At 64.6% G+C, this 24507-nt stretch carries 22 protein-coding genes and 1 pseudogene; 22 read left to right on the top strand and 1 reads right to left on the bottom strand.

Features of this window, described 5'->3' with window-relative positions:
* Positions 1-52: 52 nt before the first annotated feature.
* From lysA to K2M58_RS06425, 5 genes are all read left to right on the top strand, one after another.
* Positions 53-1498 carry a diaminopimelate decarboxylase gene (gene lysA, locus K2M58_RS06445; RefSeq protein ID WP_245637741.1) on the top strand — a complete coding sequence of 482 codons (1446 nt, stop codon included), beginning with the start codon at positions 53-55 and terminating at the stop codon, positions 1496-1498.
* Between the two features lie 163 nt (positions 1499-1661).
* The gene (locus tag K2M58_RS06440; protein WP_220676886.1) at positions 1662-2474 is read left to right on the top strand and encodes a gamma-glutamyl-gamma-aminobutyrate hydrolase family protein; all 813 of its coding nucleotides are present in this window, start codon (positions 1662-1664) and stop codon (positions 2472-2474) included.
* A 242-nt stretch (positions 2475-2716) separates the two neighbouring features.
* Positions 2717-3541: an aspartate kinase gene (locus K2M58_RS06435; protein ID WP_220676885.1), complete on the top strand. Its 825-nt coding sequence runs from the start codon at positions 2717-2719 to the stop codon at positions 3539-3541.
* Positions 3542-3711: 170 nt separating this feature from the next.
* Positions 3712-5019, top strand: coding sequence for an acetamidase/formamidase family protein (locus tag K2M58_RS06430; RefSeq protein ID WP_220676884.1), 1308 nt, complete (start codon positions 3712-3714; stop codon positions 5017-5019).
* A gap of 112 nt (positions 5020-5131) precedes the next feature.
* Positions 5132-6142, top strand: a complete 1011-nt coding sequence (locus K2M58_RS06425) for a P1 family peptidase (protein ID WP_220676883.1) — start codon at positions 5132-5134, stop codon at positions 6140-6142.
* Between the two features lie 37 nt (positions 6143-6179).
* Here K2M58_RS06425 and K2M58_RS06420 read toward each other — a convergent pair whose 3' ends face one another.
* Complete coding sequence (locus K2M58_RS06420; RefSeq protein WP_252393393.1) at positions 6180-7088, bottom strand: LysR family transcriptional regulator; 909 nt, start codon at positions 7086-7088, stop codon at positions 6180-6182.
* 148 nt (positions 7089-7236) lie between these two features.
* Between K2M58_RS06420 and hpaB the strand changes: the two genes are divergently transcribed.
* The 17 genes and pseudogenes from hpaB (at position 7237) to istB (ending at position 24502) form a co-directional block, all read left to right on the top strand.
* Entirely contained in the window at positions 7237-8697 is a 1461-nt protein-coding gene (hpaB, locus tag K2M58_RS06415) for a 4-hydroxyphenylacetate 3-monooxygenase, oxygenase component (RefSeq protein ID WP_220676882.1), read from the top strand.
* 24 nt (positions 8698-8721) lie between these two features.
* Positions 8722-9702, top strand: a complete 981-nt coding sequence (gene hpaD, locus K2M58_RS06410) for a 3,4-dihydroxyphenylacetate 2,3-dioxygenase (RefSeq protein ID WP_220676881.1) — start codon at positions 8722-8724, stop codon at positions 9700-9702.
* Between the two features lie 30 nt (positions 9703-9732).
* Positions 9733-10206, top strand: a complete 474-nt coding sequence (locus K2M58_RS06405) for a flavin reductase family protein (protein WP_220676880.1) — start codon at positions 9733-9735, stop codon at positions 10204-10206.
* Between the two features lie 90 nt (positions 10207-10296).
* On the top strand, positions 10297-11220 hold the full coding sequence (hpaI, locus tag K2M58_RS06400) for a 2,4-dihydroxyhept-2-ene-1,7-dioic acid aldolase (protein WP_220676879.1): 924 nt from the start codon (positions 10297-10299) through the stop codon (positions 11218-11220).
* On the top strand, positions 11217-12032 hold the full coding sequence (locus tag K2M58_RS06395; protein WP_220676878.1) for a fumarylacetoacetate hydrolase family protein: 816 nt from the start codon (positions 11217-11219) through the stop codon (positions 12030-12032). The genes hpaI and K2M58_RS06395 overlap by 4 nt, the downstream gene beginning before the upstream one ends.
* On the top strand, positions 12029-12781 hold the full coding sequence (locus K2M58_RS06390) for a fumarylacetoacetate hydrolase family protein (RefSeq protein WP_220676877.1): 753 nt from the start codon (positions 12029-12031) through the stop codon (positions 12779-12781). The genes K2M58_RS06395 and K2M58_RS06390 overlap by 4 nt, the downstream gene beginning before the upstream one ends.
* A 255-nt stretch (positions 12782-13036) precedes the next feature.
* Positions 13037-13585, top strand: a complete 549-nt coding sequence (locus tag K2M58_RS06385) for a 5-carboxymethyl-2-hydroxymuconate Delta-isomerase (RefSeq protein WP_220676876.1) — start codon at positions 13037-13039, stop codon at positions 13583-13585.
* Positions 13586-13867: 282 nt separating this feature from the next.
* Positions 13868-15346, top strand: coding sequence for a 5-carboxymethyl-2-hydroxymuconate semialdehyde dehydrogenase (gene hpaE, locus K2M58_RS06380; protein WP_220676875.1), 1479 nt, complete (start codon positions 13868-13870; stop codon positions 15344-15346).
* A 27-nt stretch (positions 15347-15373) separates the two neighbouring features.
* Positions 15374-16648, top strand: a complete 1275-nt coding sequence (locus tag K2M58_RS06375; protein ID WP_252393392.1) for an ABC transporter substrate-binding protein — start codon at positions 15374-15376, stop codon at positions 16646-16648.
* Positions 16649-16829: 181 nt separating this feature from the next.
* The gene (locus K2M58_RS06370) at positions 16830-17711 is read left to right on the top strand and encodes a branched-chain amino acid ABC transporter permease (protein WP_220676874.1); all 882 of its coding nucleotides are present in this window, start codon (positions 16830-16832) and stop codon (positions 17709-17711) included.
* 3 nt (positions 17712-17714) lie between these two features.
* Complete coding sequence (locus K2M58_RS06365; protein WP_220676873.1) at positions 17715-18689, top strand: branched-chain amino acid ABC transporter permease; 975 nt, start codon at positions 17715-17717, stop codon at positions 18687-18689.
* On the top strand, positions 18686-19480 hold the full coding sequence (locus K2M58_RS06360) for an ABC transporter ATP-binding protein (RefSeq protein WP_220676872.1): 795 nt from the start codon (positions 18686-18688) through the stop codon (positions 19478-19480). Before K2M58_RS06365 ends, K2M58_RS06360 begins: the two co-directional genes overlap by 4 nt.
* Positions 19464-20207 (top strand): ABC transporter ATP-binding protein, encoded by a 744-nt coding sequence (locus tag K2M58_RS06355; protein WP_220676871.1) that lies wholly within the window; start codon positions 19464-19466, stop codon positions 20205-20207. Before K2M58_RS06360 ends, K2M58_RS06355 begins: the two co-directional genes overlap by 17 nt.
* Positions 20182-21624 carry an aldehyde dehydrogenase family protein gene (locus K2M58_RS06350; protein ID WP_220676870.1) on the top strand — a complete coding sequence of 481 codons (1443 nt, stop codon included), beginning with the start codon at positions 20182-20184 and terminating at the stop codon, positions 21622-21624. Before K2M58_RS06355 ends, K2M58_RS06350 begins: the two co-directional genes overlap by 26 nt.
* 317 nt (positions 21625-21941) lie before the next feature.
* A pseudogene (locus tag K2M58_RS06345) lies at positions 21942-22322 on the top strand (ABC transporter substrate binding protein); the annotation flags it as partial.
* A 120-nt stretch (positions 22323-22442) separates the two neighbouring features.
* Positions 22443-23720 carry an IS21 family transposase gene (istA, locus tag K2M58_RS06340; RefSeq protein ID WP_252393391.1) on the top strand — a complete coding sequence of 426 codons (1278 nt, stop codon included), beginning with the start codon at positions 22443-22445 and terminating at the stop codon, positions 23718-23720.
* Complete coding sequence (gene istB / locus K2M58_RS06335) at positions 23717-24502, top strand: IS21-like element helper ATPase IstB (RefSeq protein WP_220676869.1); 786 nt, start codon at positions 23717-23719, stop codon at positions 24500-24502. Before istA ends, istB begins: the two co-directional genes overlap by 4 nt.
* Positions 24503-24507: the final 5 nt, after the last annotated feature.

The raw sequence follows: 24507 nt of genomic DNA, 5'->3' as shown, positions 1-24507 counted from the left end.
CCGGGGCGGGCCGCGCTGTGTTATGATGTCGCCAAAGGAGGGGAGAGAAACCGTGTTCTTCTTAAAAGGGACAAGCCGGATCGACGAACGGGGGCGTCTCGAGATCGGCGGCGTCCCGGCCGCCCGCCTGGCGGAGGCGTTCGGGACGCCGCTTTGGGTGTACGACGAGGCGCTCATCCGGGAGCGGCTTCGGGCCTATCAGGCGGTGCTCCGGGAGGCGGGGGTGACGTATGACGTCGCCTTTGCCTGCAAGGCATTTTGCGTGCGGGCGATGGCCGAGCTCGTTCGGGAGGAAGGGGCGAGCCTCGACGTCGTCTCGGGCGGGGAGCTGTACACGGCGCTTCAGGCCGGCTTTCCGCCGGAGCGGATCCATTTTCACGGGAACAACAAAAGCGATGCGGAACTCGCCCTCGCCCTCGCCGCCGGCGTCGGCGTGATCATCGTCGACAATTTTGACGAGCTTGAGCGGCTCCGGGCGTTCGCCGCCGGGGAGCGGGACGATCTCCTCCGGGCGGTCGCGGCGGAGGTCGGCCTTCCGGCGGGCGCTGCCGGCCCGGCCGGTTCGGCCGGCGGGAGGCGGCCGATCGACGTTCTTCTTCGGGTGACGCCCGGCATCCACGCCGATACGCACGCATATATTTCCACCGGGCAGGAAGAATCGAAGTTCGGCTTCGACCTCGGAAGCGGCCAGGTGGCGACGGCGATCGAGCGGACGCGGGCGGTGCCGGGCCTCCGGCTGCGGGGACTCAGTATCCACATCGGCTCGCAGATCTTCTCGCCAAATGGCTATCTCGCCGCCGTCGAAAAGCTGCTCGGGGCGCTTCCTCTTCTTCCGCCCTTGGACCTGGAGGTGCTCAATCTGGGCGGCGGGTTCGGCATCCGGCACGTCGAGGAGGAGGCGGCGCCGGAGGCGACGGCGCTCCTCCGGGCGGTCGTGGACGGGGTGAAGGAGCGCTTTCGGGCGGCGGGCCGGCCGCTTCCGGCGCTCTGGTTCGAGCCGGGCCGCTCGATCGTCGGCGAGGCCGGCTGGACGCTGTATCGCGTCGGGGCGATCAAGGATCTTCCGGGGATCCGGCGCTACGTCGCCGTCGACGGCGGGATGAGCGACAACATCCGTCCGGCCCTCTACGGCGCCCGTTACACGGCCCTCCTCGCCGACCGGGCGCTCGAGCCGGCGACGGAGGCGGTGAGCGTCGTCGGGAAGCTGTGCGAAAGCGGCGACGTCCTCATCGAGCGGGTGATGCTCCCGCCGGTCCGGATCGGCGATCTCTTGGCGGTGCCGGCGACGGGGGCGTACACGTTCGCCATGGCGAGCCACTACAACCGGCTGCCCCGGCCGGCGGTCGTCTTCGTCCGGGACGGCCGGGCGCGGCTCGTCGTCCGGCGAGAAACGTATGCCGATCTCGTCCGGCACGATGTGCCCCTCGGGGAGGTGGAGCTTCCCCTCGGGGCGGAAGAGCGCTTTGAGGCGCGGGCGGGGGACGGCGGTCGGGCGTAGGTCGACCGGCGGCGCCCGGCTTCGGAGAAGATCCGGTGATTCGGCGTTGGACGCATTCGATCCGGAAGAAGGGGGCCGCGGCGCTCCGGATGGCGCGGCTCCGTAGAGGGACCTTCCGTAGAGGGACCTGAAGAAAAGGGCCCGGGCGGGAGGGGGAGAGGCGATGCGGCCGGTGATCGGCATCATCCCGAGTCGGGATGAGGGCGGTCGATATACCGTCCACCGGGATTACCTCGACGCCGTCGAAGCGGCCGGCGGGCTTCCGGTCGTGATCGGCTACGCGGAGGCGGATCAGGACGTCCGGCGCAGGCTCCTTTTGATCGACGGGCTTCTTCTCACTGGCGGCGGTGATCTCGACCCGGCCTCTTTCGGCGAGGCGCCGCATCCGTCTTTGGGGACCGTTGAGCCGGAGCGGGACGCCTTTGAACTGGCGCTTGCGCGCCTCGCCGCGGCGATGGGTCTGCCGCTTTTCGGCATCTGTCGGGGAGCGCAGCTTTTGAACGTCGCCTTCGGCGGCGATCTCCATCAGGACCTTCCGGCCCAGTGGCGCGGGCCGCTCGTCATGCATATGCAGCGGGGGCCCCGCGCGTGGCCGGCACACGCCGTTGGGGTGGCGCCGGACAGCCGGCTTGGGGCGATCGTCGGGGCGGAGCGGCTTCGCGTCAACAGCTTTCACCATCAGGCGATCCGCCGCGTCGCTCCCGGCTGGCGGGCCGTCGCCTGGAGCGACGACGGGGTGATCGAGGCGATCGAGCGGCCGGACGGCCCGCTGGCCCTCGGCGTCCAGTGGCACGCCGAAGCCCTCGCCGCCGCCGGCGCATGGGAGCAGCGACGGCTCTTTGCCGCCTTCGTCGAGGCGGCCCGGGCGTCGGCCGATAGAACGTCGCCCGACGAAGCGGTCCCCTCCGGCGAGCGGCCCGGGATCGGTCGGACCGATCAAGCCGATCGTCGGGGCGATCAAGCCGAGAAACGGTGAGATCAAGCCGCCAAACGCGGGCGGAAACGGAACGCCGACGGCGAACCGAAAAGGGGTTCGCCGTTTTTTTTGTCGGGAGGCGGCCCCGATGAGAACTAAGATTGCGAAATTGTTTTCCGCCCTTGTGCTCGGCCGCACGCGGTGCTATACTGTCTAGCGAACATAAACAGGATGTACTTCATAAAGAGACAACCGGCGCCGATCTGGCGCGGGACGGAAGACGGAGAGGAGAGAAACCGGCGATGGAACGGATTCCCCGGCGGGTCGTGCAAAAATACGGCGGATCGTCGCTGGCCACGGTGGAAGCGATCCGGGCGGTGGCGGCGCGGGTCGCCCGGACGGTGCGGGAGGGGACGGAGGTCGTCCTCGTCGTCTCGGCGATGGGGCGCTCGACCGACGGCCTCATCGCCCTGGCGTCGTCCCTTCACCCGGCGCCGCCGGGGCGGGAACTCGATCTTCTCCTCGCCACCGGGGAGATCGTCTCGGCGAGCCTCATGGCGATCGCCCTGCATCGGGAAGGGGTGGCCGCCGAGGCGCTGACGGGGGCTCAGGCCGGCCTCATCACCGACGGCACCTACGGCGGCGCCCGGATCGTCGCCTTCAACACCGCCCGGATTCGAACGCTCCTCGCCCGAGGCGCCGTCCCCGTCGTCGCCGGTTTTCAGGGCATGTCCGCGTCGGGCGAAGTGACGACCCTCGGTCGCGGCGGCTCCGACACGACGGCGGCGGCGCTCGCAGCGGCCCTCGGCGCCGATCGCTGCGAGATTTATACCGACGTCGACGGCGTCTACAGCGCCGATCCGCGGCGCGATCCCGCATCCCTCCGTTTTTCTTACCTGACCTACGAAGAAGCGCTTCGGCTCGCCGAAAACGGGGCGAAGGTGATCCACCCCGACGCCGTCCGCTGGGCGCAGTCGGCCGGCATTCCCCTCGTCGTCGCCAAGAATGATGCGTCCGACGCGCTGGCCGAAGGAACGTTGATCGCGAATGCCGACTTTCGAGGGTTGCCAGCAGCTGAACATGATCTGACCATCGTTCCAGAGAACGTCGCATCCACGCGTTCGTGAGTCGGCCCTCTTTCTGGTGGCTCGGGAGACGGTGCGGCCGGATCCCGAGCCACTTTTTTCAAGCGATACAAAAACGAGAACTGCAAATGATAAATGTAGATCCGTGCAATGATCCATGATATTCTTTCTTATGTAAGGGCTTGCTAGTCGATCAGAAGGAGGGCCACCAGATGCCGGCACAGGGGACCGTTTACGTCGATGTGTTTACCGACGGCATTTTGGATCCGAACGAACCGATGCTCGGCCCGGTGAAAAACGGCGGCTATATCGTCGCCAACACGACGCCGGGCTGCTGGGGCCCCATGCTCACCCCGAAGCTTAGGGGCGGCCATGAAGTGACCAAGCCGGTATCCGTGGAAGGCGCTGAAGTCGGCGACGCGATCGCCATTTACATCGAATCGATTCGCGTGACCTCGATCGCCACGGCATCGGGCAACGACCGGGTGATCGAGGGGCGATACATCGGTGATCCCTTTGTCGCCGCCAAATGCCCGGAGTGCGGGACGTTCTATCCGGATACGAAAATCGAGGGGATCGGCCCGGACGCGATTCGCTGTGCGCACTGCGGGGCCGAAATCGCGCCGTTTAAGTTCACGCATGGTTATACGATCGTTTTCGATGAAGACCATCGGGTCGGCGTCACGTTGCACAAAGAGGCCGCCGAAAAAGTCGCTCGGGACGGCCGGTTCTATATGAAAACGCCGGAGCGGTCGATTCAAAACCCGGTGGTCACGCTTGCACCGCATGACTTGGTCGGGACGATGGCGCGCGTCCGTCCGTTTCTCGGTCAGCTCGGGACCACGCCGTCCATTCCGTTTCCCGATTCGCACAACGCCGGGGATTTTGGGGCGGCCTTGGTGGATGCGCCGCATGATTACCGGATCAGCGAGGAAGATCTTATCAAGCACCGGACGGACGGGCACATGGACATTAACCGCGTCCGGGAAGGCGCGGTCGTGATCGCCCCCGTCAAAGTCAAGGGCGGCGGCGTCTACCTCGGCGACATGCATGCAATGCAGGGGGACGGAGAAATTGCCGGACACACGACGGACGTAAGCGGCATCGTCACCTTGCGGGTCGAAGTGCTCAAAGGCCTGAACATCGAGGGGCCGATTTTGCTTCCGAATGTGGAAGACCTGCCGTATCTCGCCCGCCCGTTCACCAAGGAAGAGCGGGCCCGGGCGGAGGCCCTCGCCGCCCGATGGGGCGTGCCGGCGCTGGAGACGTCCTATCCGATTTCTTTTGTCGGAACGGGAAGAACGCTGAACGAAGCGACCGAAAACGGGCTCGAGCGGGCGGCCAAGGTGCTCGGCATCAGCGTCCCGGAGGTGCTGAACCGGGCGACGATCACGGGCGCCATCGAAATCGGGCGCCATCCCGGTGTCGTCACGGTGACGTTCCTGGCGCCGGAGCCGCTTCTGGAACGTGCCGGCCTTCTTGCGATCGTCAAAGCGCGGTACGGATGGGATCAAGCGTAGCGCAAATAGGACCCGTTCGTCGGCCGTCCGGGCCCACTTCCGGGCGGCAATTTTGTGTTTTATGCTGTGCTTGAACCGATCGTTCACGGCCGGATTCGAAAGGAGGCGTTCGATGACGGACGTTACGCTCACCATCACCGCCGTCCCCGGGGTGAAGGTCGGGCACGCCGAAGATGCGGAGGCGCTGACGGGGGTGACCGTCGTCCGCGTCGATCAAGGCGCCGTCGGCGGCGTCTCGGTGCGCGGTTCGGCGCCGGCGACGCGGGAGACCGATGCCCTTAACCCGCTTGGCCTCGTCGACGTCGTGCACGCGGTCGTCCTCGCCGGCGGGAGCGCCTTCGGGCTCGATGCCGCAAGCGGCGTCATACAGTATTTGGAAGAGCAGGGGATCGGTCTGGAGACGGGCGCGGCCCGCGTGCCGATCGTTCCGGCGGCCGCCCTGTATGATCTGGCGATCGGATGCGCGACCGTCCGTCCGAATCGAGAAATGGGGTATGCTGCGGCGGCGCGGGCGGGGGAGATGCCCGTAGAAGCACAGGGGAACGTCGGCGCCGGCACGGGCGCGACGGTCGGAAAGCTCCTCGGCATGGAACGGGCGATGAAAGGGGGGCTGGGGACCGCCGCGCGTCGGCTTCCCGGCGGACTGATCGTCGGGGCGATCGTCGCGGTGAACGCCGTCGGGGAGGTGCGGGATCCCCAAAGCGGGGCCGTCCTGGCCGGCGTCCGCGGCGACGACGGCGACATCCTGCCTCTATGTTCGCTGCTCGAAGATCCTTGCCTTCGGCGGTTCTCCTTTTTTCCCGACCCGGGCGGTCCCGCACCGGGCACGGCGACGACGATCGGCGTCGTGGCGACGAACGCGAAGCTGACCAAAGGACAGGCGACCAAGGTGGCCGACATGGCCCACGGCGGGCTCGTCCGCACGATCTACCCGGTCCATACGATGTTCGACGGCGACGCGATCTTCGCCCTGGCCACCGGGGAAGTGGAGGCCGACGTCAATTGGGTCGGCACGGTCGCCGCCGATGTCATGGCCGAAGCGGTCGTTCGGGCGGTGAAGGCGGCCCGGGGCGCCGGCGGCGTGCCGGCGTGGCGCGACCTTATGGAGAATAGAAGCCAGTAAGCGAGAGCGGGCGGACGGCGCAAGCGGACTTTGCCCTTCAAAGCGCGCCAAATCGCTCTTCTAAAAGTTCAATAAACCGGACCGCGGCTTTGGAGCGATAACGTTCCGGATCCCAGACGATCGCGGCTTTGGCGGCGATATGCGCGTCGTCAAACGTCGCGACCTTCGCATTGTTCGGCTTGAACCGGACGGCGGCACCGAAAGGGATGACGGTGGCGCCGATTTCTTCTTCGACGAGGGCGAGAAGAACGTGGACGTCCGGGGATTCGGCGACAATCTTCGGTTCAAAGCCGTGCCGGCGGCACTCGCCGACGACGAGTTCAAACTGCCCTCGACCGCTTAAGCGGTGCAAAAGGACAAGCGGTCGATCTTCGAGGAACCGAAAGGAAAGGCGCTTCGGCACCTTCCAGGACGCCGGTGCCACGAGCACATACGGTTCGTCCGGCAGCGCGCGAACGTCAAGCGCTCCGTCCTCAAACGGCAGGCGAATGAGGGCGAATTCGATCTCCCGCCGCTTGACCATCTCCGTCAAGACAAACGTATCCCCTTCCCGGAGAAGAAACCGGACATTAGGGTACAGGGAGTGAAATTGGCGGAGCACCGGCGCGACCCAAGCGAATAGCGTCTTCGCAAAGCCGAAGGAGAGCGTTCCCCGAAGGCCTGCCTCCGTCTCCCGAACGCTCAAGGCGATTTCGTCGATCTCCGCCAGCAGGCGCTTGGCGCGCCGGTAGAGTGTTTCGCCGGCCGGCGTGAGCTCAAGCCGCTTTTTGACGCGATGAAACAGGGCGACGCCGAGTTCCGCTTCGAGCTGCTTAAGCTGCTGACTGAGCGGAGGCTGGGCCATATGCAAAAGTTCCGCCGCTTTTGTGATCTGGCCGGCCTCGACGACGGTGACAAAATACCGGAGCCGCCTGAAATCCACGGCGATCGATGCCTCCGTTTCCATCGTACATATCGTTCTTATATGGCATTTAGACATAAACAATATTTGATTTATATGATAACGCATGCTAGACTAAAGTCAACACCGAAAACGAATAAGAAAAAAGGGTGTTAAAAATGACATTCATCCTTTTCGAACGAGGAGGGAGAGTATGCCGGCAAAAACGGGGGCGGAGTACATCGCCCGGCTCAAACAGGCGCGCGCCGCGGTGTACCTCGACGGCGAACGGATCGACGACGTCACGGAACACCCGGCCTTCCGCGGCGTCGTCCGGTCGATGGCGCGGCTTTACGACCTGCAGTACGAAAAACCGGACAAGATGCTTTACCAGTCGCCGACGACCGGCGATCTCGTCGGGATGACCTTTCTCGTGCCCCGGACGAAGGAAGACCTCATCGCCCGGCGAGAAGCGATGCAGGAGTGGGCCTACGCCCACGTCGGGATGATGGGCCGGGCGCCGGATTACCTGAACGTCGAAGTGATGGCGATGGGAGCGGCGGCGGAATTTCTCGCCGAAGACGACCCGATGTTCGCCGAAAACGCCCGGAAGTACTACGAACACTGCCGGGAAAACGACGTGAGCCTCACCCACACGCTCATCAACCCGCAGATCAACCGGGCGAAGGCGCAGCACGAACAAAACGACCCGGAGGTCCCGCTTCATATCGTCAAAGCGACGCCGGACGGGCTCATCGTCCGGGGGGTTCGGCTCCTGGCGACCCAGGGGGCGATCACGGACGAGATCCTCGTTTTTCCCTCGACGGTGAAGAAAGCGGATTCAAAAGAAGACATTTATTCCCTCGCCTTCGCCATCCCGAACAACACGCCGGGGGTGAAGTTTATCAGCCGCGAGGCGTTCGCCTACGGCCGAAGCGCCTGGGACCATCCGCTGGCTTCGCAGTTCGAGGAAGGCGATGCGATCGTCTACTTCGACGACGTTCTCGTGCCGTGGGAACGGGTGTTCATCCGTGGCAACGCGAGCTTGAGCAACCGTTACTTTCGTGAAACGAACGCCATCGTCCATATGGCGCATCAGGTGGTGGCGAAAAACGTCGTTAAGACAGAATTCATTCTCGGCGCGGCGCTTCTTCTCATGGAAGCGATCGGCATTCAGGGGTTCCAGCACGTCCAGGACAAGGGCGCCGAGATCATGATGACGCTCGAGACGATGCGCAGCCACCTCTACCGGGCCGAGCACAACGCCAAGCTCGACCGGTGGGGAGTGATGACGCCGGATTTCGCCGCCCTCGATACGGCGCGAAACTGGTACCCGCGGATCTATCCCCGGCTGGCGGAAATTCTCCGCATCCTCGGCGCATCTGGGCTCACCGCGCTGCCGACGGAAGCCGACTTCAAAAACCCGGAGATCGGCCCCATCGTCCGGCGGGCGATGCAGGGGGCGACCCTCGACGGCGAAGAGCGGGTGCTCCTGTTCCGCCTCGTCTGGGACATGACGATGAGCGCTTTCGGCAGCCGGCAGACGCACTACGAGTACTACTTCTTCGGCGACCCGATCCGGATGGGGATGGCCTACTTCGAATATTACGATAAGGACTTCTACAAGGAGCTCGTGCGGCAGTTTCTCCGACGCACCGTCAAGGTGGCGGTCTGACCATCTCGGGAAGGAGGGCTTTGCATGGGCGACATCATCCGCACCGCCCGGGCGATCCTCGGCGTGACCGACCTCGAACGCTCCCGGCGTTTCTACGAAGATGCCCTCGGCTTCGTCCTCACCGAACGGGACGATGATCACCTGTATTTCCGCGGCTATGAGGAACACGTTCACCACAGCCTCGTCCTGAAGAAGGCCGAGGTGCCGTACGTCGAGGCAATCGGCTTCAAAGTCCGATCGGAAGCCGACCTCGACGCACTGGCCGAACGGTTTCAGCGGGAGGGCCGGAAGATCCGGTGGCTGGAGAAGGGGACGCAGCGGGCCGTCGGCCGGGCGCTCCGGGTGGAGGACCCGTTGGGCGTCGTCGTCGAGTACTTTGCCGAGATGGAAAAGGCGGAGCGCCTCCTGCAGCGCTACGAACTCTACCGCGGCGCCCGGATGCAGCGGATCGACCACTTCAACTGCCTTGTGCCGGACGTGCAGAAGGCGTACGACTACTACACCGGATCGCTCGGCTTTGCCTGCTCGGAATACACGGCGACGAAAGATGACCGCCTGTGGGCAGCGTGGCTCCACCGGAAGCCGAACGTCCACGATATCGCCTTCATGAACGGTGAGGGGCCGCGGCTTCACCACATCGGTTTCTGGGTGACCGATCCGATGAGCATCATTCACGCCTGCGACATCCTCGCCTCCCTCGGTTATGCCGGCGCTATCGAGCGAGGTCCCGGCCGCCACGGCCTGTCGAACGCCTTTTTCCTCTACCTCCGGGACCCCGATGGCCATCGCATCGAGCTCTACACCGGCGACTACCTCACGTCCGACCCGGACTTTGAGCCGATCCGCTGGGACGTCGACGACCCGCGGCGGCAAACGTTCTGGGGTCACGCGGCACCGGACGTCTGGTTCAGCGAAGCGAGCCGGTTTAAGGCGTTGAACGGCGACGGGCTCGTACCGCTCAAGCCGCCGACGCTGGAAAAATTGAAGCCGACCTTCGTCCTCTAGAAAGAAAGGTCGGATGGGAGGACGGTTCGCATGGATCCGCAGCTTTTCCGCCGGACGATGGGTCGGTTCGCCACCGGGGTGACGGTGATCACCGTCGCCGACGGTGAATCGGTGCACGGGATGACGGCGAACGCCTTCATGTCCGTCTCCCTCGATCCGTCGCTCATCGTTGTCTCCGTCGACCGTCGGGCCCGGATGCATGAGCGGCTCCGGCTGGCGACGCATTTTGCCGTGAGCATCCTTGCCGCCGATCAGAAACCGCTGTCGCTGCACTTCGCCGGCCGGACGGACCCGACCCTCGCGGTGACGTTCGTCCGGCGGGGGCCTTGGGCCTTTCTTCCCGGCGTGCTGGCCGAAATCGGCTGCACCGTCCATGCTCGCTACGATGGCGGGGATCACACGCTCTTCCTCGGGCGGGTGGAGCATCTGGCGCCGTATGAGGGAGAACCGCTCGTTTTCTATCAGGGGCAGTATCGGACGCTCGCCGATCCTGTGCAGGTCTAACCGGGACCTGGCCTGATGCCCGCGCGCTGGCCGGAACCCCGCACGCCCGGGCCGGCATCGCGAAGAAATGACGGCGAGGAGGGACTTCCTTTGGCATACGACGCGATCAAAAAGCGGCTTCGGGGCTCGATCGCCCCAGTGGTGACGCCGTTTACGGCCGACGGCGCTGTCGACTATGCGACGCTCGAGACGCTCATCGACTGGCAGATCCGGAGCGGAAGCCACGGCATCTCCGTCACGGGGACGTCCGGCGAGCCGAGCTCGCTTACGCTGGAAGAGCGAAAAGAAGTCATCCGCGTGGCCAAATCGGCCATCGGCGGCCGTGTTCCGTTCGTGCCGGCCACCGGGTCGGTGAATCACGCCGAGACGATTGAGCTCACCCGGTTTGCCGAATCGATCGGCGCCGATGCGGCGATGGTCATCGTGCCGTATTACGTCCGGCCGACCCAGGAAGGCCTGTACCGCCATTTCCTTGCCGTCGCCCGCTCGGTCGATCTCCCGATCCTGATTTACAACATCCCCGGCCGGACGGCGGTCAATCTCGAAGTGTCAACGCTCGCCCGGCTCGTCGAGGCGGCGCCGAACATTGTCGGCATCAAGGAGTCGAACAAGGACTTCGAACACGTCAACCGCGTCCTCGGCACCGTCGGACGGGACTTCCTCCTCTTTTCCGGGATCGAGCTCCTCTGCTATCCGATGCTCGCCATCGGCGGCGCCGGGTCGATCAGCGCAACGGCAAACGTTTACCCGAGCAAAGTGGCGGAAATGCACGATGCTTGGTTTGCCGGCGACGTGCGAAAAGCCCAGGATCTTCACTACGAGCTCATGGAGCTTAACGACCTCCTCTTTGCCGAGACAAACCCCGGCCCGGTAAAGGCGGCCCTCGGGCTGATGGGCAAGATCACGCCGTACGTCCGGCCGCCTCTCGCTCTGCCCGGGCCGGAGCTCACCGAGCGGATCCGGACGACGCTCGTCCGCTACGGTCTTCTCGAAGAAGCGGCCCACAGAGCGTGAGGGCGGATCGCATGGCGAAGGAAGATGTCGCGCGGCGCCGGTCGATCCGGGCGTACGCCCGGCCGGTCCGGCAGCCGCTTGTTTGGGCGCTCGACGTCGAGCCGGAAGAAGGCCGCGTCTGGATCGACGGTGAGGCCCTCTGGGCCGCGGACGTCGTCTGGGATCTCCCCGCCCGAGGGACGGTCTACGGCCTACTTCTGAACACCGAAAGCCAGCGGGCGGCTTTTCAGCCGAAGATGACGGCGCCGCCGTACGGGGCGCCGCCCGCCCACCCCGTCCTGTACGTCAAGCCGCCGAACACGCTCCTACCGACCGGCGGGACGGTTGCGCTCGACCCGGATGTCGCCGCCGTCGCGGTCGGCGTTACCGTTGGCGCCGTCTTCCGCCGACCGGTGTCCCGGGTGGACGCCCAGACGGCGGAAGACGGCCTTCTCGGTTACGTCGCCGTCGCCGATCTGTTTGTGCCGCACGATGACTTCTTCCGGCCGCCGTTTCGAACCCGGGCCCGGGACGGCTTTACCGTCCTCGGGCCGTGGATAGTCGACCGGGCCGCCTTTTTCCCGGACGTCCTTCGCTACCGCATCTGGATCGACGGCCGGAAGGCGACGGAAGGTGAGGAGCGCTGGGTTCGTCCTCCGGCGGACGCCATTGCTGCTGTCGCCGCGTTTATGACGCTTGGGCCGGGCGACGTCCTTTTGCTCGGGACGCCGCAAGCGGCGCCTCTCGCTCAGCCCGATCAGGCGGTGGCGCTGGAGGTCGACGGTCTCGGCCGGGTCGAATTTGCCGTCGCGCGAAGGGGGGAGGGGCGGTGAACGGTCCGGCGACGGGCCGCGTAGCGTATCGCGGCGCGGTGTACGACGTGACGCCGGCGCCCGGCGGGGTGCTTCTGCCCACCGGGGCAGTGGTGCCAGAGGAGGCGGTCGTCTGGCTGGTGCCCTTTCGCCCGCGGGCGATCATCGCCCTCGGCCTCAACTACGGCGACCACGCCCGGGAACTCCGGTTCGAAGCGCCGCCGGAGCCGATCGTCTTTTTCAAAGGACCGAACGCCCTCGTCGGCCACCGGGGGACGACGCCCCGGCCGCGGTCGGCCCGAATGATGCATTTCGAGACGGAGCTCGCCGTCGTCATCGGTCGGCGGGCGCGGTTTGTCCCCGAGCGGGACGCTTACGCCGTCGTCGCCGGCTACACGGTGGCCAACGACTACGCCGTCCGGGACGACCTCGAGAATTATTACCGTCCGAACCTGCGGGCCAAAAACCGCGACCGGTCGACGCCGATCGGCCCGTGGCTTGTGGCGTCAGAGGCGGTTCCCGACCCGATGAACCTCCCCCTCCGGACGGTCGTCAACGGGCGGATCGTCCAGGAGGGCAACACCCGGGATATGCTCTACGGCATTCCGGAGATCATCGCCTATCTGAGCCGCCACATGACGCTCGACGCCGGCGACGTCATCCTCACCGGGACGCCGAAGGGGGTGGAGAACGTCGTCGCCGGCGACGTCGTCGAGTCGATCATCGACGGCGTCGGCCGGCTTCTGAACACCCTCGTCGACGACGGATGACACGCCGCAAGCCACGGTTCGCGGCAAACCGGCCGTTTCAGGTCGAAACGGCCGGTTTCTCGGGACGGCCGTTTCGCGTCTGTTTCCCGCCGGAAAACCGGTGTGCGGCCAGACGAACGCTTCTCAGCGTCTCATCGGTACAGCTTCTCATCGCTCCGGCCGGAGGGCGGCGAAACCGAAACGTCGCTACGCGCTTTTAAAATGCGCCGGGATGCGCCGGGGAAACCCTGGGGAAGCACCGAAGGGAGGGAGCCGATGCCGCACGTCATCGTCGAATACTCCGCCAACCTGGAAGCGGAAGGGGACATTCCGGGGCTGCTTCGGGCGATCAACCGGACGCTCCTCGGTTTTCAGCCGCTCATTCCGATCGGCGGCCTCCGGACCCGGGCTTATCGCGCCGAACAGTACGTCGTCGCCGACGGGACCGCCGACGACGCCTTTGTCCACGTGACGATCCTCCTCGGCCGAGGGCGGACGGAGGCCGATCGCCGGAAAATCGGCGAGGCGGTCTTCCAGACGTTGAAGGGTCATTTTGCCGGATTGTATGCCCGAAGATATCTGGCATTGTCGCTCACGGTGGAGGAATTTTCACCGCTCGGCACGTTTAAGCACAACAACATTCACGCCCGATATGCGTCGGCTCCGGCCCCGGGATCGCCTGATCCTGCCGGAGCGGACGGCGTCGTGGAGCCGAAGGCCGGTGCCTTCGGTGAAACCGGGCCGCCCGCCGGCGCATTCGGTGAAACCGATTCGACCGCCGGCGCATTCGGTGAAACCGATTCGACCGCCGGTGCACCCGGATAAAACCGAACCGACCGCCGATGCCCCGCCCGGTGCAGGAAAAAAGGCATAAGGAAAACGAAGGCAAAATGCCGGGAATGAAAAAAATCGTCTTGACTGCCGTGTGCCGCAGTATTTAAACTTAACATTGTACAAACGTTAATTAAACGTTATACAAAAATATGTAACACACGGCCGGTGGAATCTTCCTGCGCCGGAGTCGGCTGGGCGGACGGCAGTCACCGGGGACGACGCCGATCGAACGCACTTTCGGACATGCTCAGAAAAGAAAAGGAGGAGACCTCCATGGCGATCGTGCCGGCGCGCATCCGCCATTTTATTGACGGCCGGTTCGTCGAGTCGGTATCCGGCAAGACGTTCACGTATCTCAACCCGTACACCGGCAAAGTTCTCGGGGAGGTGACGGAAGGCTTTCAGGAAGACATCGATCGGGCCGTACAGGCGGCCAAGCGGGCGTTCGTCGACGGCCCCTGGGGGAAGATGTCGGTGGCGGAACGGCTCCGGTACGTCGAGCGGTTTGCCGATCTCATCGAAAAATACGGCGACGAGCTCGCGGAACTGGAGTCGATCGATACCGGCCTTCCGATCAGCCAGACGAAAAATCAAGCCGCCCGGGCGGCAGAAAACTTCCGCTTCTACGCCTCGATGGTCAGAAGCCGGCTCGTCGGGGAAGCGTACCGGGTCGACGACAAGTTTATCAACTACACGATCTACAAGCCGCTCGGCGTCGCCGGGCTCATCACGCCGTGGAACGCGCCTCTCATGCTTTCCACCTGGAAGATCGCCCCGGCCCTAGCCACCGGCAACACGGCCGTCCTGAAGCCGGCGGAGTGGACGCCGCTTACGGCGAACAAGCTGGCGGAGATCGCCGCCGAGGCGGGGCTTCCGGACGGCGTGTTCAACGTCGTCTACGGCTTCGGCGAGACGGCAGGCGCCTCCCTTGTCGCTCACCCGGACGTCCGGCTCATCTCGTTTACCGGTGAGACGACGACCGGCACGATCATTATGAAAAACGCCGCCGATACGCTGAAGAAGCTCTCGATGGAGCTCGGCGGCAAGTCGCCGGCGATCCTTTTTGCCGACGCCGACCTCGAGCGGGCCCTCGACGCCGTCATCTGGGGGGTTTTCTCGTTCAACGGCGAGCGGTGCACCGCCAACTCCCGCCTCCTCGTCGAGCGTACGATCTATGAGGAAGTCGTCCGCCGGCTCAAGGCCCGCATCGACCGGATCGTCCTCGGCGATCCCCTCGACCCGAAGACGGAGGTCGGGCCCCTCATCCACCCCGAACACCACGCTCGCGTTCAGGGGTACATCGACCTCGCTCGACAGGAGGGAGCCGAGGTGGTGCAGGCGCCGCTCCCGGAGGCGCTCACGGGGAAACCTTTCATCCCGCCGACGCTCCTCCTCGGCGTCGACAACCGGATGCGGGTGGCGCAGGAGGAGATCTTCGGCCCCGTCCTCGCCGTGATTCCCTTTGACACCGAAGAAGAGGCCCTCCGGATCGCCAACGACGTCAAATACGGCCTCGCCGCCTACATCTGGACGAAGGACATCCAGCGGGCGCACCGGTTGTCGCAGCGGATCGAAAGCGGCATGGTCTGGATCAACTCGCAAAACGTCCGCGACCTCCGCATTCCCTTCGGCGGCACGAAGGCGAGCGGCATCGGCCGGGAGGGCGGTCACTACAGTTTCGATTTTTATACGGAAGTGCAGGTCATCCACGTCGCCATCGGCGACCACCCGATCCCGAAGTTCGGGCGGTGATCCGAAACAAAAAGGAGGTCTCATGGAATGCGGTTGTGGAAAGCCTGGAACACGTTCGGGCGCAGCCGGCTTCGCCTGTGGGCGCTCGGGGCGCTCGTCGCGATGGTGGCCCTCGGCGGCTGCGGCGGCGGCCAGCCGGCGAACACCGCGAAACCCCAGACGCCGGCCGAAAAGAGCGGAAGCCCGGGCGCTGCTGTGGAGAAACCGCCTGCGGCCGGCGAGCCGATCAAAATCGGCGCCTTCTTCTCGGCCTCCGGTGGCGCAGCGCCCCTCGGTAAGCCGGAGCTGGACACGGTGAAGATGCTCGTCGACGAGCTCAACCAAAAAGGCGGGATCGGCGGACGTCCGGTGGAGCTCATCGCCTACGACGACAAATCCGACCAGAACGAGGCCGTCCTGGCGGTAAAAAAGCTTATCGAGTCGGACAAGGTGGCGGCGATCGTCGGCGGGACGATCAGCGGCAATTCCCTCGCCGTCATCCCCCAGGTGGAAAAAGCCGGTGTGCCGTACCTCTCCGTCGCCGCCAGCCGGCAGGTCGCCCGGCCGGACGACGGCTCGCCGCGGAAATGGACCTTCAAGACGGCTCAGGGCGACGATATCGTCATCGACAAGGTGCTGGAGTTTCTGAAAGAGCAAAACCTGACCAAGATCGCCTGGCTGAACGTCGCCAACGCCTACGGCTCGAGCGGCCGGGCGGAGTTCGAGCGGCTGGCGCCGAACTACGGCATCGAAGCGGTTGCCAAGGAAGAGTTTGAGGCGACGGTAAACGACGCCAAGGCGATGCTCACCCGGGTGAAGAAGGCGAACCCGCAGGCGATCGTCGTCTGGGGAACGGTCCAGGAGAGCGCCGTCGTGACGAAAAACATCCGGGAGCTCGGCTTCGACGTCCCGGTCATCGAAAGCCACGGCATCGGCAACCCGCAGTTCATCCAGCTCGCCGGCGAGGCGGCGGAAAACGTCGTCTTCCCGATCGGCCGGATCGTCGTCGCCGATCAGCTGCCGGACTCCGACCCGCAGAAGGCAACGCTTCTGGAGTACAAAAAAGCGTACGAAGCGAAATACGGCACTGCGCCGTCGACGTTCGGCGGCCACGCGTGGGACGCCTTCCAAATCCTCGTCGCCGCCATCGAAAAGGCCGGGACGGATCCGGTGGCGATCCGAGATGCGATCGAAGGGACGAAAAACTTCGTCGGCATCACCGGTGTGTTCAACTTCTCGCCGGACGACCACACCGGCCTGACGAAAGACAGCCTCGTCATCGCCCGGGTGAAAAACGGCGCGTTTGAGTTCGTCCATCCGTAAAGGAGCGGTCTTTCACGCGTAAAGTGACTGCCGCCCGATGACGCTCATCCGAGGAATCGGACGGAGGTGTGCGGTTCGCTGCCCCGGCGCCGGCGACCGGCATCGGCCCGCCGGGGCACGGCCGTGCGAACGCGGTTTTTCGCCAGCCAAACGTTTCGATCGGGCAAAGGGGAGGGCGACGGTGGACGCGTTTTCGCAGCTCTTGCAGCTCTTGTTTGCTGGCCTCACGGTCGGCAGCATCTACGCTCTGATCGCGCTCGGGTTCGTCCTCACTTACAACGTGACCGGCATCCTGAACCTGGCGCAGGGGGAGTTTGCCATGCTCGGCGCGCTCATCGCCGTCTCCCTCGTTGCCTCCGGCATACCGTACGGCCTCGCCCTCCTCGGGGCGATCGCGACGGTGACCCTCATCGGTGGGCTGTTCGAGCGACTGGCGCTTGCCCCGGCCCGCGGCGCGTCGACGGCAACGTACCTCCTCATCACGATCGGTTTTTCGTTCGCCATGCGAGGGCTCGCCATCTTCGTCTGGGGCACCCAACCGTACGCTCTGCCGCCGTTTACGTCGGGCGGATCGTTTTCCCTCCTTGGCGCGGTGATCCAGATTCAGAGCCTGTGGGCGGTCGCCCTCTCCGTTCTGGCGTTCGGGGCACTAGAAGGCGCGTTCAACCGGACGTACGCCGGCAAGGCGATGCAGGCGTGCGTCATTAACCCGGTGGCCGCCCGCCTCGTCGGCATCGATCCGAAACGGATGGCGCTTTATACCTTGGCGGCGAGCGCCGGTCTTGGCGCCCTGGCCGGCGTCACCGTCGCGCCGATCTCAGGCGCCTCCTACGGGATGGGTCTCATGCTGGGACTGAAAGCGTTTGTCGCGGCGGTCATCGGAGGGCTGACGAACGCCCCGGCGGCGATCTCCGGCGCCTATCTCATCGGCATCACCGAGGCGCTAACCGAAGGGTACCTTTCGTCGTCGTACAAAGATGCGGTGAGCTTTCTCTTTTTGCTGATCATCCTGTTGTATCGGCCGACCGGGCTTTTTGCCCGGGCGGAGGGGAAGCGGGTGTGAGCCATGGCGGCGCGTCGGTGGGGGGTGGCGACGGCCGTCTTTGGCCTCGTCGCTTTTCCGTTCGTCTTCTCCGAAAATAACTACTTCCTCAGCCTGATGATCCTGATCGGCCTCTACGGCCTCATGGCGACCGGTCTTCTCCTCCTCATGGGCTACGCCGGGCAGGTGTCCCTCGGGCATGCCGCCTTCTTCGGCCTCGGCGCCTATACGTCGGCGTACCTCACCGCCCGCCTCGGCTGGCCGCCGGTCGCGGCCCTCCTCATGGGCGTCGGTCTTTCGCTCGCCGTCGCCTTCGTCATCGGCTTGGCAGCGCTTCGGCTTCGGGAGCATTACCTGGCGCTTGCGACCCTCGGCTTCGGCGTCATCATGTACACCGTCTTCAAAAACGCCAAGGCGATAACCGGCGGCTTGGACGGCTTTTTCGGCATTCCACCGTTTTCCGTCGGGCCGGTGGTCTTCACGGGTGAGGGGGCGTACTATGCCCTCGTCTGGGGGACGGTCGTCTTCGGCCTCTGGTTTGCGGCAAACGTCCTCCACTCCCGAGCGGGCCGGGCGATTCGGGCACTCCACGACAGCGAATTCGCCGCCGAGGCCCTCGGGGTGAACGTCTTTCGGGCGAAACTCGACGTCTTTTTGCTGAGCGCCGCCTACGCCTCCGTCGCCGGGAGCTTGTACGCTCACTACGTCGGGTTCATCAACCCCCAGCTCTTCGACCTCATCACGTCGATCACCCTCGTGGCGATGGTGATTATCGGTGGAAACCGCGCCATCATGGGCGGCGTTCTCGGCGCCGGCGTCTACGTCGTCCTTGGGGAAGGGCTCAAGGCGGTCGTGCCAAAGCTCATCCCGACCGCAGGCGGGGAGTTCGAGCTCCTCTTTTTCGGGCTCTTGATCATCGTCATCATGATCTTCAAGCCGGAAGGGCTGACCGGCTTCAGGTGGCCGGCGGCCCTTCGCCCGGGGAGGGAAGCCCGGTGACGGAGCCGCTCCTTACTTTAAACGGCGTGATGAAACGCTTCGGCGGCGTCGTCGCCGTCCAGGGGGTGACGTTCGACGTCCGTCCGCAGGAGATCGTCGCCCTCATCGGTCCGAACGGCGCTGGAAAGACGACCCTCTTCAACATGATCAGCGGCATCTTTTCACCGACCGCCGGCGAGATCCGCTTTGCCGGCCGGCCGATTCACGGCCTCTCGCCGCACGCCATTGCTCGCCTCGGCATGACGCGGACGTTCCAGAACCTAAAAATTTTTTATAACATGACGGTGCTTGAAAACGTCCTTGTCGGACTGAACGTCCGATTGAAGACTCGGATGCTTGCGGCGGGTCTCAGACTTCCGCGGGTTGCCGAAGAGGAACGAAGGGCGCGCGATATGGCCCTGCACTGGCTCGATCGGGTCGGGCTCGCAGCGCTTGCCGACCGTCCGGCGGCGACGCTCTCCTATGGGCAGCTGAAATTGTTGGAAGTGGCCCGGGCGGCGGTGTCCCAGCCGGCGATGATCCTCCTCGACGAGCCGATGGCGGGACTCAACCCGGCGGAATCCCAGGCCCTCGTCCGGCTTATGCTCGCAATGCGGGAAGAAGGGACGACGCTTCTCTTCGTCGAACACGATATGGAGGCGGTGATGACGGCCGCCGACCGGATCGTCGTCCTCGACTACGGCCGGATGATCGCCGTCGGACCGCCGGCGGAGATCGCCGTCCATCCGGAGGTGATTCGCGCCTATCTCGGCGCGGAGATTGAGGTGATCGCCGGTGCTCACACTCAATGAGGTCAACACGTTTCACGGACACCTGCACGTCCTTCACGATATCACCTTTACCGTCGAGCCCGGCGAAATCTTTGCCATCGTCGGAGCGAACGGCGCCGGAAAAAGCACCCTTCTCGGGACGATCGCTGGCCTTTACGTGCCGCGGCGGGGGGTGATCGTCTTCGAAGGAAAGCCCCTCCCGTACGGCCGGGCGGAACGGATCGTTCGCCTCGGCTTAAGCCTCGTGCCGGAGCGGCGACAGATTTTCAACGACCTCTCGGTGCGGGACAACCTCTTTCTCGGCGCCTATCACCGGATGCGGCGGCGGGACCCGTCGGTGATGGACGATTTCCGGCAGGTGCTCCGGCTGTTTCCTCGGCTCGAATCGATGCTCGACCGACCGGGCGGGCTTTTGAGCGGCGGCGAGCAGCAGATGCTCGCGATCGGTCGGGGGCTCATGGCGAGGCCGAAGCTCATCATGCTCGATGAGCCTTCCCTAGGGTTGGCGCCGCTCATCGTGCAGGAGATCTTCCGGTCGCTCGTCGAGATGCGGGAGACGTACGGGCTTACGGTCCTCCTCGTCGAGCAAAACGTCCGGGCGGCGCTTTCGATCGCCGACCGGGCGATCGTCCTCGAGCGGGGCCGGGTAGCGCTGGCCGGGAACGCCAGGGCGCTGCTCGAAGATGAGTCCGTCCGACGGACGTATCTGGGGGTGAAAGGCGATGACGTTCACCGACGGCGGGCGTAAGGGGCTCTGGATCGGCGGCCGGTACGAGCCGGCGGCGTCGTGGACGCCGGTCGTGTCGAAGGCGGACGGCCGGGTGCTCGCGGAGGTCGGCCGGGCGGGCGCCGACGACGCCCGGCGGGCCGTGAAGGCCGCCGCCGAAGCGTATCCCACATACCGCCGCCTGCCGGCCCACGCCCGGGCCGCCATTCTGTACCGGGTCGCCGAAGCGCTGGAGACGCGGCGAGAGGAGGTCGCCCGCCTCATCGCCGAAGAGGCCGGAAAGCCGCTGAAAGCTGCCCGGGCGGAAGTACTCCGGGCGGTTCAGACGTACCGCTTCTCTGCCGAAGAGGCGAAACGCATCGGCGGCGAGACGATCCCGATGGATGCGGCGGTCGGCGGTGAGGGGCGCCTCGGGTTCACTTGGCGGGAACCTCTTGGCGTCGTCGCGGCGATCACGCCGTTTAACTTCCCGCTCAACCTCGTCGCCCACAAGCTCGGACCGGCCCTCGCCGCCGGGAACACCGTCGTTCTAAAGCCGGCCGGCGCGACGCCCCTTTCGAGCTTTTTCGTCGCCGAGCTCTTTCACGAAGCAGGGCTTCCCGCCGGCGCTTTGAACGTCGTAAGCGGTCCCGGCGGGGAGATTGGTGACGCCCTCGTCGAACATCCGGATGTCAAGGCGATCACCTTTACCGGAAGCCCCACCGTCGGGAAGCGCATCCGGGAAAAAAGCGGCCTCAAGCGGACGATCCTCGAGCTCGGCTCGAACTCGGCGGTCATCGTCGAGCCGGATGCGCCGTTCGACCTGGCCGTCGCCCGGACGGTGGAAGGGGCGTTTCAGTACGCCGGGCAGATCTGTATCTCCGTCCAGCGGATTTACGTCCACGCGGCGATTTACGAGCGGTTTTATTCCGCCCTCCTCGAAAAGACGAAGGCGCTTCGGGTCGGCGACCCGCGGGATGAGGCGACGGATGTCGGCCCTCTCATCCACGAAGGGGAGGCGGCGCGGGTTCAGGCGTGGATCGAGGAGGCGGTCGCCGCCGGCGCCCGGATCGCCGCCGGCGGCCGGAAGGACGGGGCGTTCCTCGAGCCGACGATCCTCACCGACGTGACGCCGGAGATGAAGGTCGTTCGTGAGGAAGTGTTTGGCCCGGTGGCGACCCTCGTCCCTTACCGGAATCTCGACGAGGCAATCGCCTTGGTAAACGACTCGAAGTACGGCTTAAACGTCGGCGTCTTCACCCGGGATATCGGAAAGGCGTTCGACGCCGCCCGGCGGCTCGAGACCGGCGGCGTGATGATCAACGACATCCCGACGTTTCGCGTCGACCACATGCCGTACGGCGGGATGAAGGAGAGCGGCTTCGGCCGGGAAGGGGTGAAGTACGCGATCGAGGAGCTCACGGAGCTCAAGTTCATCATGGTGAATCTCAACCTCTGAGCGAAGATCGATCCGGCCCTTGCTCCGGATGCTCCGGAGGCAGGCCGCGCCGCGGACGTCCGTCGGTTGGGCATTCGCGGTGTCAATTGTGCGTCAATTAGTCATAACATTAGTATAATATATGATAAATGTTGTTTCGTTCAAATCTGTAAGGAGAGGAAACCGTGCCGCTGAGGGACGCCTCACGGCTTAAGAAGGGGTGGCGGTCTTTGGTCATCATGTGGGTGGCAGCGTTGGCGATGACCGCCTGAGCACCGGCCAACGAGGCCACCCGTCCGGGTACCGCTTCACCCGACCGCCCGGAAAACCCCAAGTAGATCGACGTCACGCAGATCTTCGAACATCCTTCCCTTGGCGAGGCCTTTGCGGGGTTTAAAGCAGCGCTGAAAGACGCGGACTTTGTGGAGGGAAGCACCATTGTTTACAATGTTCAGAACGCCCAAGGAGATGTAAACAACACTCAGACGATCGCCCGGAACTTCGTCGCCGACCGGGTAGATCTCATCTTCGCGAATTCCACGCCGAACGCTCAGGTGGCCCTTAACGTGACCAAGACGATTCCGATCGTCTTTACCTCTGTCGCCGATCCGGTGGGAGCTGGGCTCGTCCCTTCTATGCACGAGGCGGGGGAAAACATCACCGGAACATCCCGCAATCCGCCGGAGGCGATCCGGAAAACGCTAAAGTTTATGAGCGAAGCGATGCACTGTCAACATCGGATGTAAAATCCCCAATAGCAGCGGATAAAGATTCCCCAAAATCACCGGCATGATTTCCTCAAAATCATCGGGATGAATTCCCCACCCCTGTGTCGAACTATGGCACCTGCCATCACTTTTGGGGAGGTGCCGGTGATGAGGGAGAGTGAGAAGATGGAGATCAGGAAGCTGTATGAGGAGGGCGTCAGCATCTCGGAACTGGCCAGAAGATACGGCCATGACCGCAAAACCATCCGCAAGGCTGTGAGTGAGCCGAGGCAGCAGGAGGAGGGGAGGGTGAAGTCGCGCAGCCGTAGGGTGAAAGGCCACAAGCTGGAGCCGTACAAGGCCTATGTGGAGCAGCGCATGCGTATCGGCGTCCTCAATGCGGAGCGAATCTTTCGCGAGATCCGGGAGCAGGGATATACCGGCGGAATTACCGTACTGCGCGAGTTCATGCACCCTCTCCGCCCGGTTGTCTCTGCCAAGGCAACCGTGCGGTTTGAGACGGCTCCGGGGGAACAAGCGCAAATCGACCTGGGCGCATTCCCCTACCTGGATCCGCAGGGCCATCGGCGCAAGGTATGGTGCTTTGCCATGGTCCTCGCCTACTCCCGCATGCTCTACCTGGAGTTTATCAGAGCGGCGGACCAACGGCATATCCTCCAGGCGCTCCGGAACGCGCTGGAGTTCTTCGGCGGGGTTCCAAAGGTCATGCTCAGCGACAACTGCTCCCCGCTGGTCGTGGCCAACGACGGTCATGGACACGTCGACTGGCAGCCGGCGTACATGGACTTCGCCAAGTACTACGGATTCGTGCCCAAGGCCTGTAAGCCCTACCGAAGTCGCACCAAAGGGAAGATTGAACGGCCCATCGGGTATATCCGGTCCAGCTTCTGGCCGGTTTCGTTCGTGGACCATGACGACCTGAACCGGCAAGGTGCCATCTGGCGGGATACGGTGGCTAATGTGCGCATCCACGGCACGACGCGGGAGCAGCCGGTGGTGCGGTTTCAGGCCGAGACGCTTAAGCCCCTGCCTAAGAGCCGGTACACGCTGGCGTACGCCGATATGCGCAAGGTCATGAGCGATTGTCGCATCTCCTGGAACACGAACATGTACACCGTTCCATGGCGGTATGTGGGGCACACCGTGCTGGTCCGGGAGTTTGAGTCAGGCCGCCTGCAGATCGAGTACGGCGGGCAGGTCATTGCCGAACACCGCGTGCTCACAGGCAGGCACCAGGTCTCAACCGACCCTGAGCACTTCAAGGGCATCCCGGCTGGGACGCCTCATCCGGATCGAGGCAAGGTGCCAGGGTTGCAAATCGGGCCGGACGTGGAGCAGCGGGAGCTGTCCGTCTATGAGCAGATCGCGATGGGAGGTCAGGGGCAATGAGTGAGGCGTTGGTTTTGGCCAAGGCCGAGGAGCAGCTGCTGGAGCTGGGATTGAAGCGCGCCGCGGCGGTGCTGCCGGCGTGCGTGGAGTGGGCAGCGGGGCACCAGGCGACCTATGCGGAGTTCCTGCACAGACTGCTGGATGCTGAGCAGGAGGAGCGATACAGCCGTTACATGCACGCCAGACTCCGCATGGCCAACTTCCCGTATCACAAGACCCTTGCAGATTTCGATTTCTCGTTCCAGCCGTCCGTCGATGAGCGACAAATACGCGAACTGGCCGGCTTGACGTTCATCCGGGAGGGCAGCAACGTCATCTTCCTGGGACCGCCGGGGGTGGGCAAGACCCACCTTGCGGTGGCCCTGGGGATGGAGGCGATTCGACAGCGCATGAGCGTCTACTTCGTGACCATGCAGAAGCTGGTCGCTGACTTGCGACGGGCGTACCAAGAGGGACGGCTGGACAAGCGCCTGCGCATCTACACCCAGCCGAAGCTGCTGATCTGCGACGAAGTCGGCTACTTGCCGCTTGACGCCTTGGACGCCGCGAACTTCTTCCGGCTCGTGTCGGAGCGCTACGAGCATGGCTCCCTGATCATCACGTCCAACACCAGCTTCACCAACTGGGGGACACTCTTCGGTGACCAGGTGCTGGCCTCTGCCTTGCTCGACCGGCTCCTGCACCACGCCACCACCATCAACATCCGCGGCAACAGCTACCGGATGAAGGACAAGCTGCGCGCCGGGGTGACCCATGCGCTGAAGGAGGAGGTGACCGCGTAGATCGA

Origin of the sequence: Hydrogenibacillus sp. N12, assembly GCF_019645935.1 — a bacterium.
Lineage (GTDB): Bacteria > Bacillota > Bacilli > Thermicanales > DSM-22653 > Hydrogenibacillus > Hydrogenibacillus schlegelii.
The sequence above is the reverse complement of the archived record's forward strand: the minus strand, read 5'-3'. Positions and strand labels throughout refer to the sequence as shown.

What these genes read in the sequence shown, in the direction of transcription:
- istB (WP_220676869.1), top strand. Translation starts at nt 23,717, where the DNA reads ATGAGTGAGGCGTTGGTTTTGGCCAAGGCCGAGGAGCAGCTGCTGGAG.
- K2M58_RS06440 (WP_220676886.1), top strand. Translation starts at nt 1,662, where the DNA reads ATGCGGCCGGTGATCGGCATCATCCCGAGTCGGGATGAGGGCGGTCGA.
- K2M58_RS06430 (WP_220676884.1), top strand. Translation starts at nt 3,712, where the DNA reads ATGCCGGCACAGGGGACCGTTTACGTCGATGTGTTTACCGACGGCATT.
- hpaB (WP_220676882.1), top strand. Translation starts at nt 7,237, where the DNA reads ATGCCGGCAAAAACGGGGGCGGAGTACATCGCCCGGCTCAAACAGGCG.
- K2M58_RS06365 (WP_220676873.1), top strand. Translation starts at nt 17,715, where the DNA reads ATGGCGGCGCGTCGGTGGGGGGTGGCGACGGCCGTCTTTGGCCTCGTC.
- K2M58_RS06385 (WP_220676876.1), top strand. Translation starts at nt 13,037, where the DNA reads ATGCCGCACGTCATCGTCGAATACTCCGCCAACCTGGAAGCGGAAGGG.
- hpaD (WP_220676881.1), top strand. Translation starts at nt 8,722, where the DNA reads ATGGGCGACATCATCCGCACCGCCCGGGCGATCCTCGGCGTGACCGAC.
- K2M58_RS06435 (WP_220676885.1), top strand. Translation starts at nt 2,717, where the DNA reads ATGGAACGGATTCCCCGGCGGGTCGTGCAAAAATACGGCGGATCGTCG.
- K2M58_RS06425 (WP_220676883.1), top strand. Translation starts at nt 5,132, where the DNA reads ATGACGGACGTTACGCTCACCATCACCGCCGTCCCCGGGGTGAAGGTC.
- hpaE (WP_220676875.1), top strand. Translation starts at nt 13,868, where the DNA reads ATGGCGATCGTGCCGGCGCGCATCCGCCATTTTATTGACGGCCGGTTC.
- K2M58_RS06420 (WP_252393393.1), bottom strand. Translation starts at nt 7,088, where the DNA reads ATGGAAACGGAGGCATCGATCGCCGTGGATTTCAGGCGGCTCCGGTAT.
- K2M58_RS06350 (WP_220676870.1), top strand. Translation starts at nt 20,182, where the DNA reads ATGACGTTCACCGACGGCGGGCGTAAGGGGCTCTGGATCGGCGGCCGG.
- K2M58_RS06375 (WP_252393392.1), top strand. Translation starts at nt 15,374, where the DNA reads ATGCGGTTGTGGAAAGCCTGGAACACGTTCGGGCGCAGCCGGCTTCGC.
- K2M58_RS06405 (WP_220676880.1), top strand. Translation starts at nt 9,733, where the DNA reads ATGGATCCGCAGCTTTTCCGCCGGACGATGGGTCGGTTCGCCACCGGG.
- istA (WP_252393391.1), top strand. Translation starts at nt 22,443, where the DNA reads ATGGCACCTGCCATCACTTTTGGGGAGGTGCCGGTGATGAGGGAGAGT.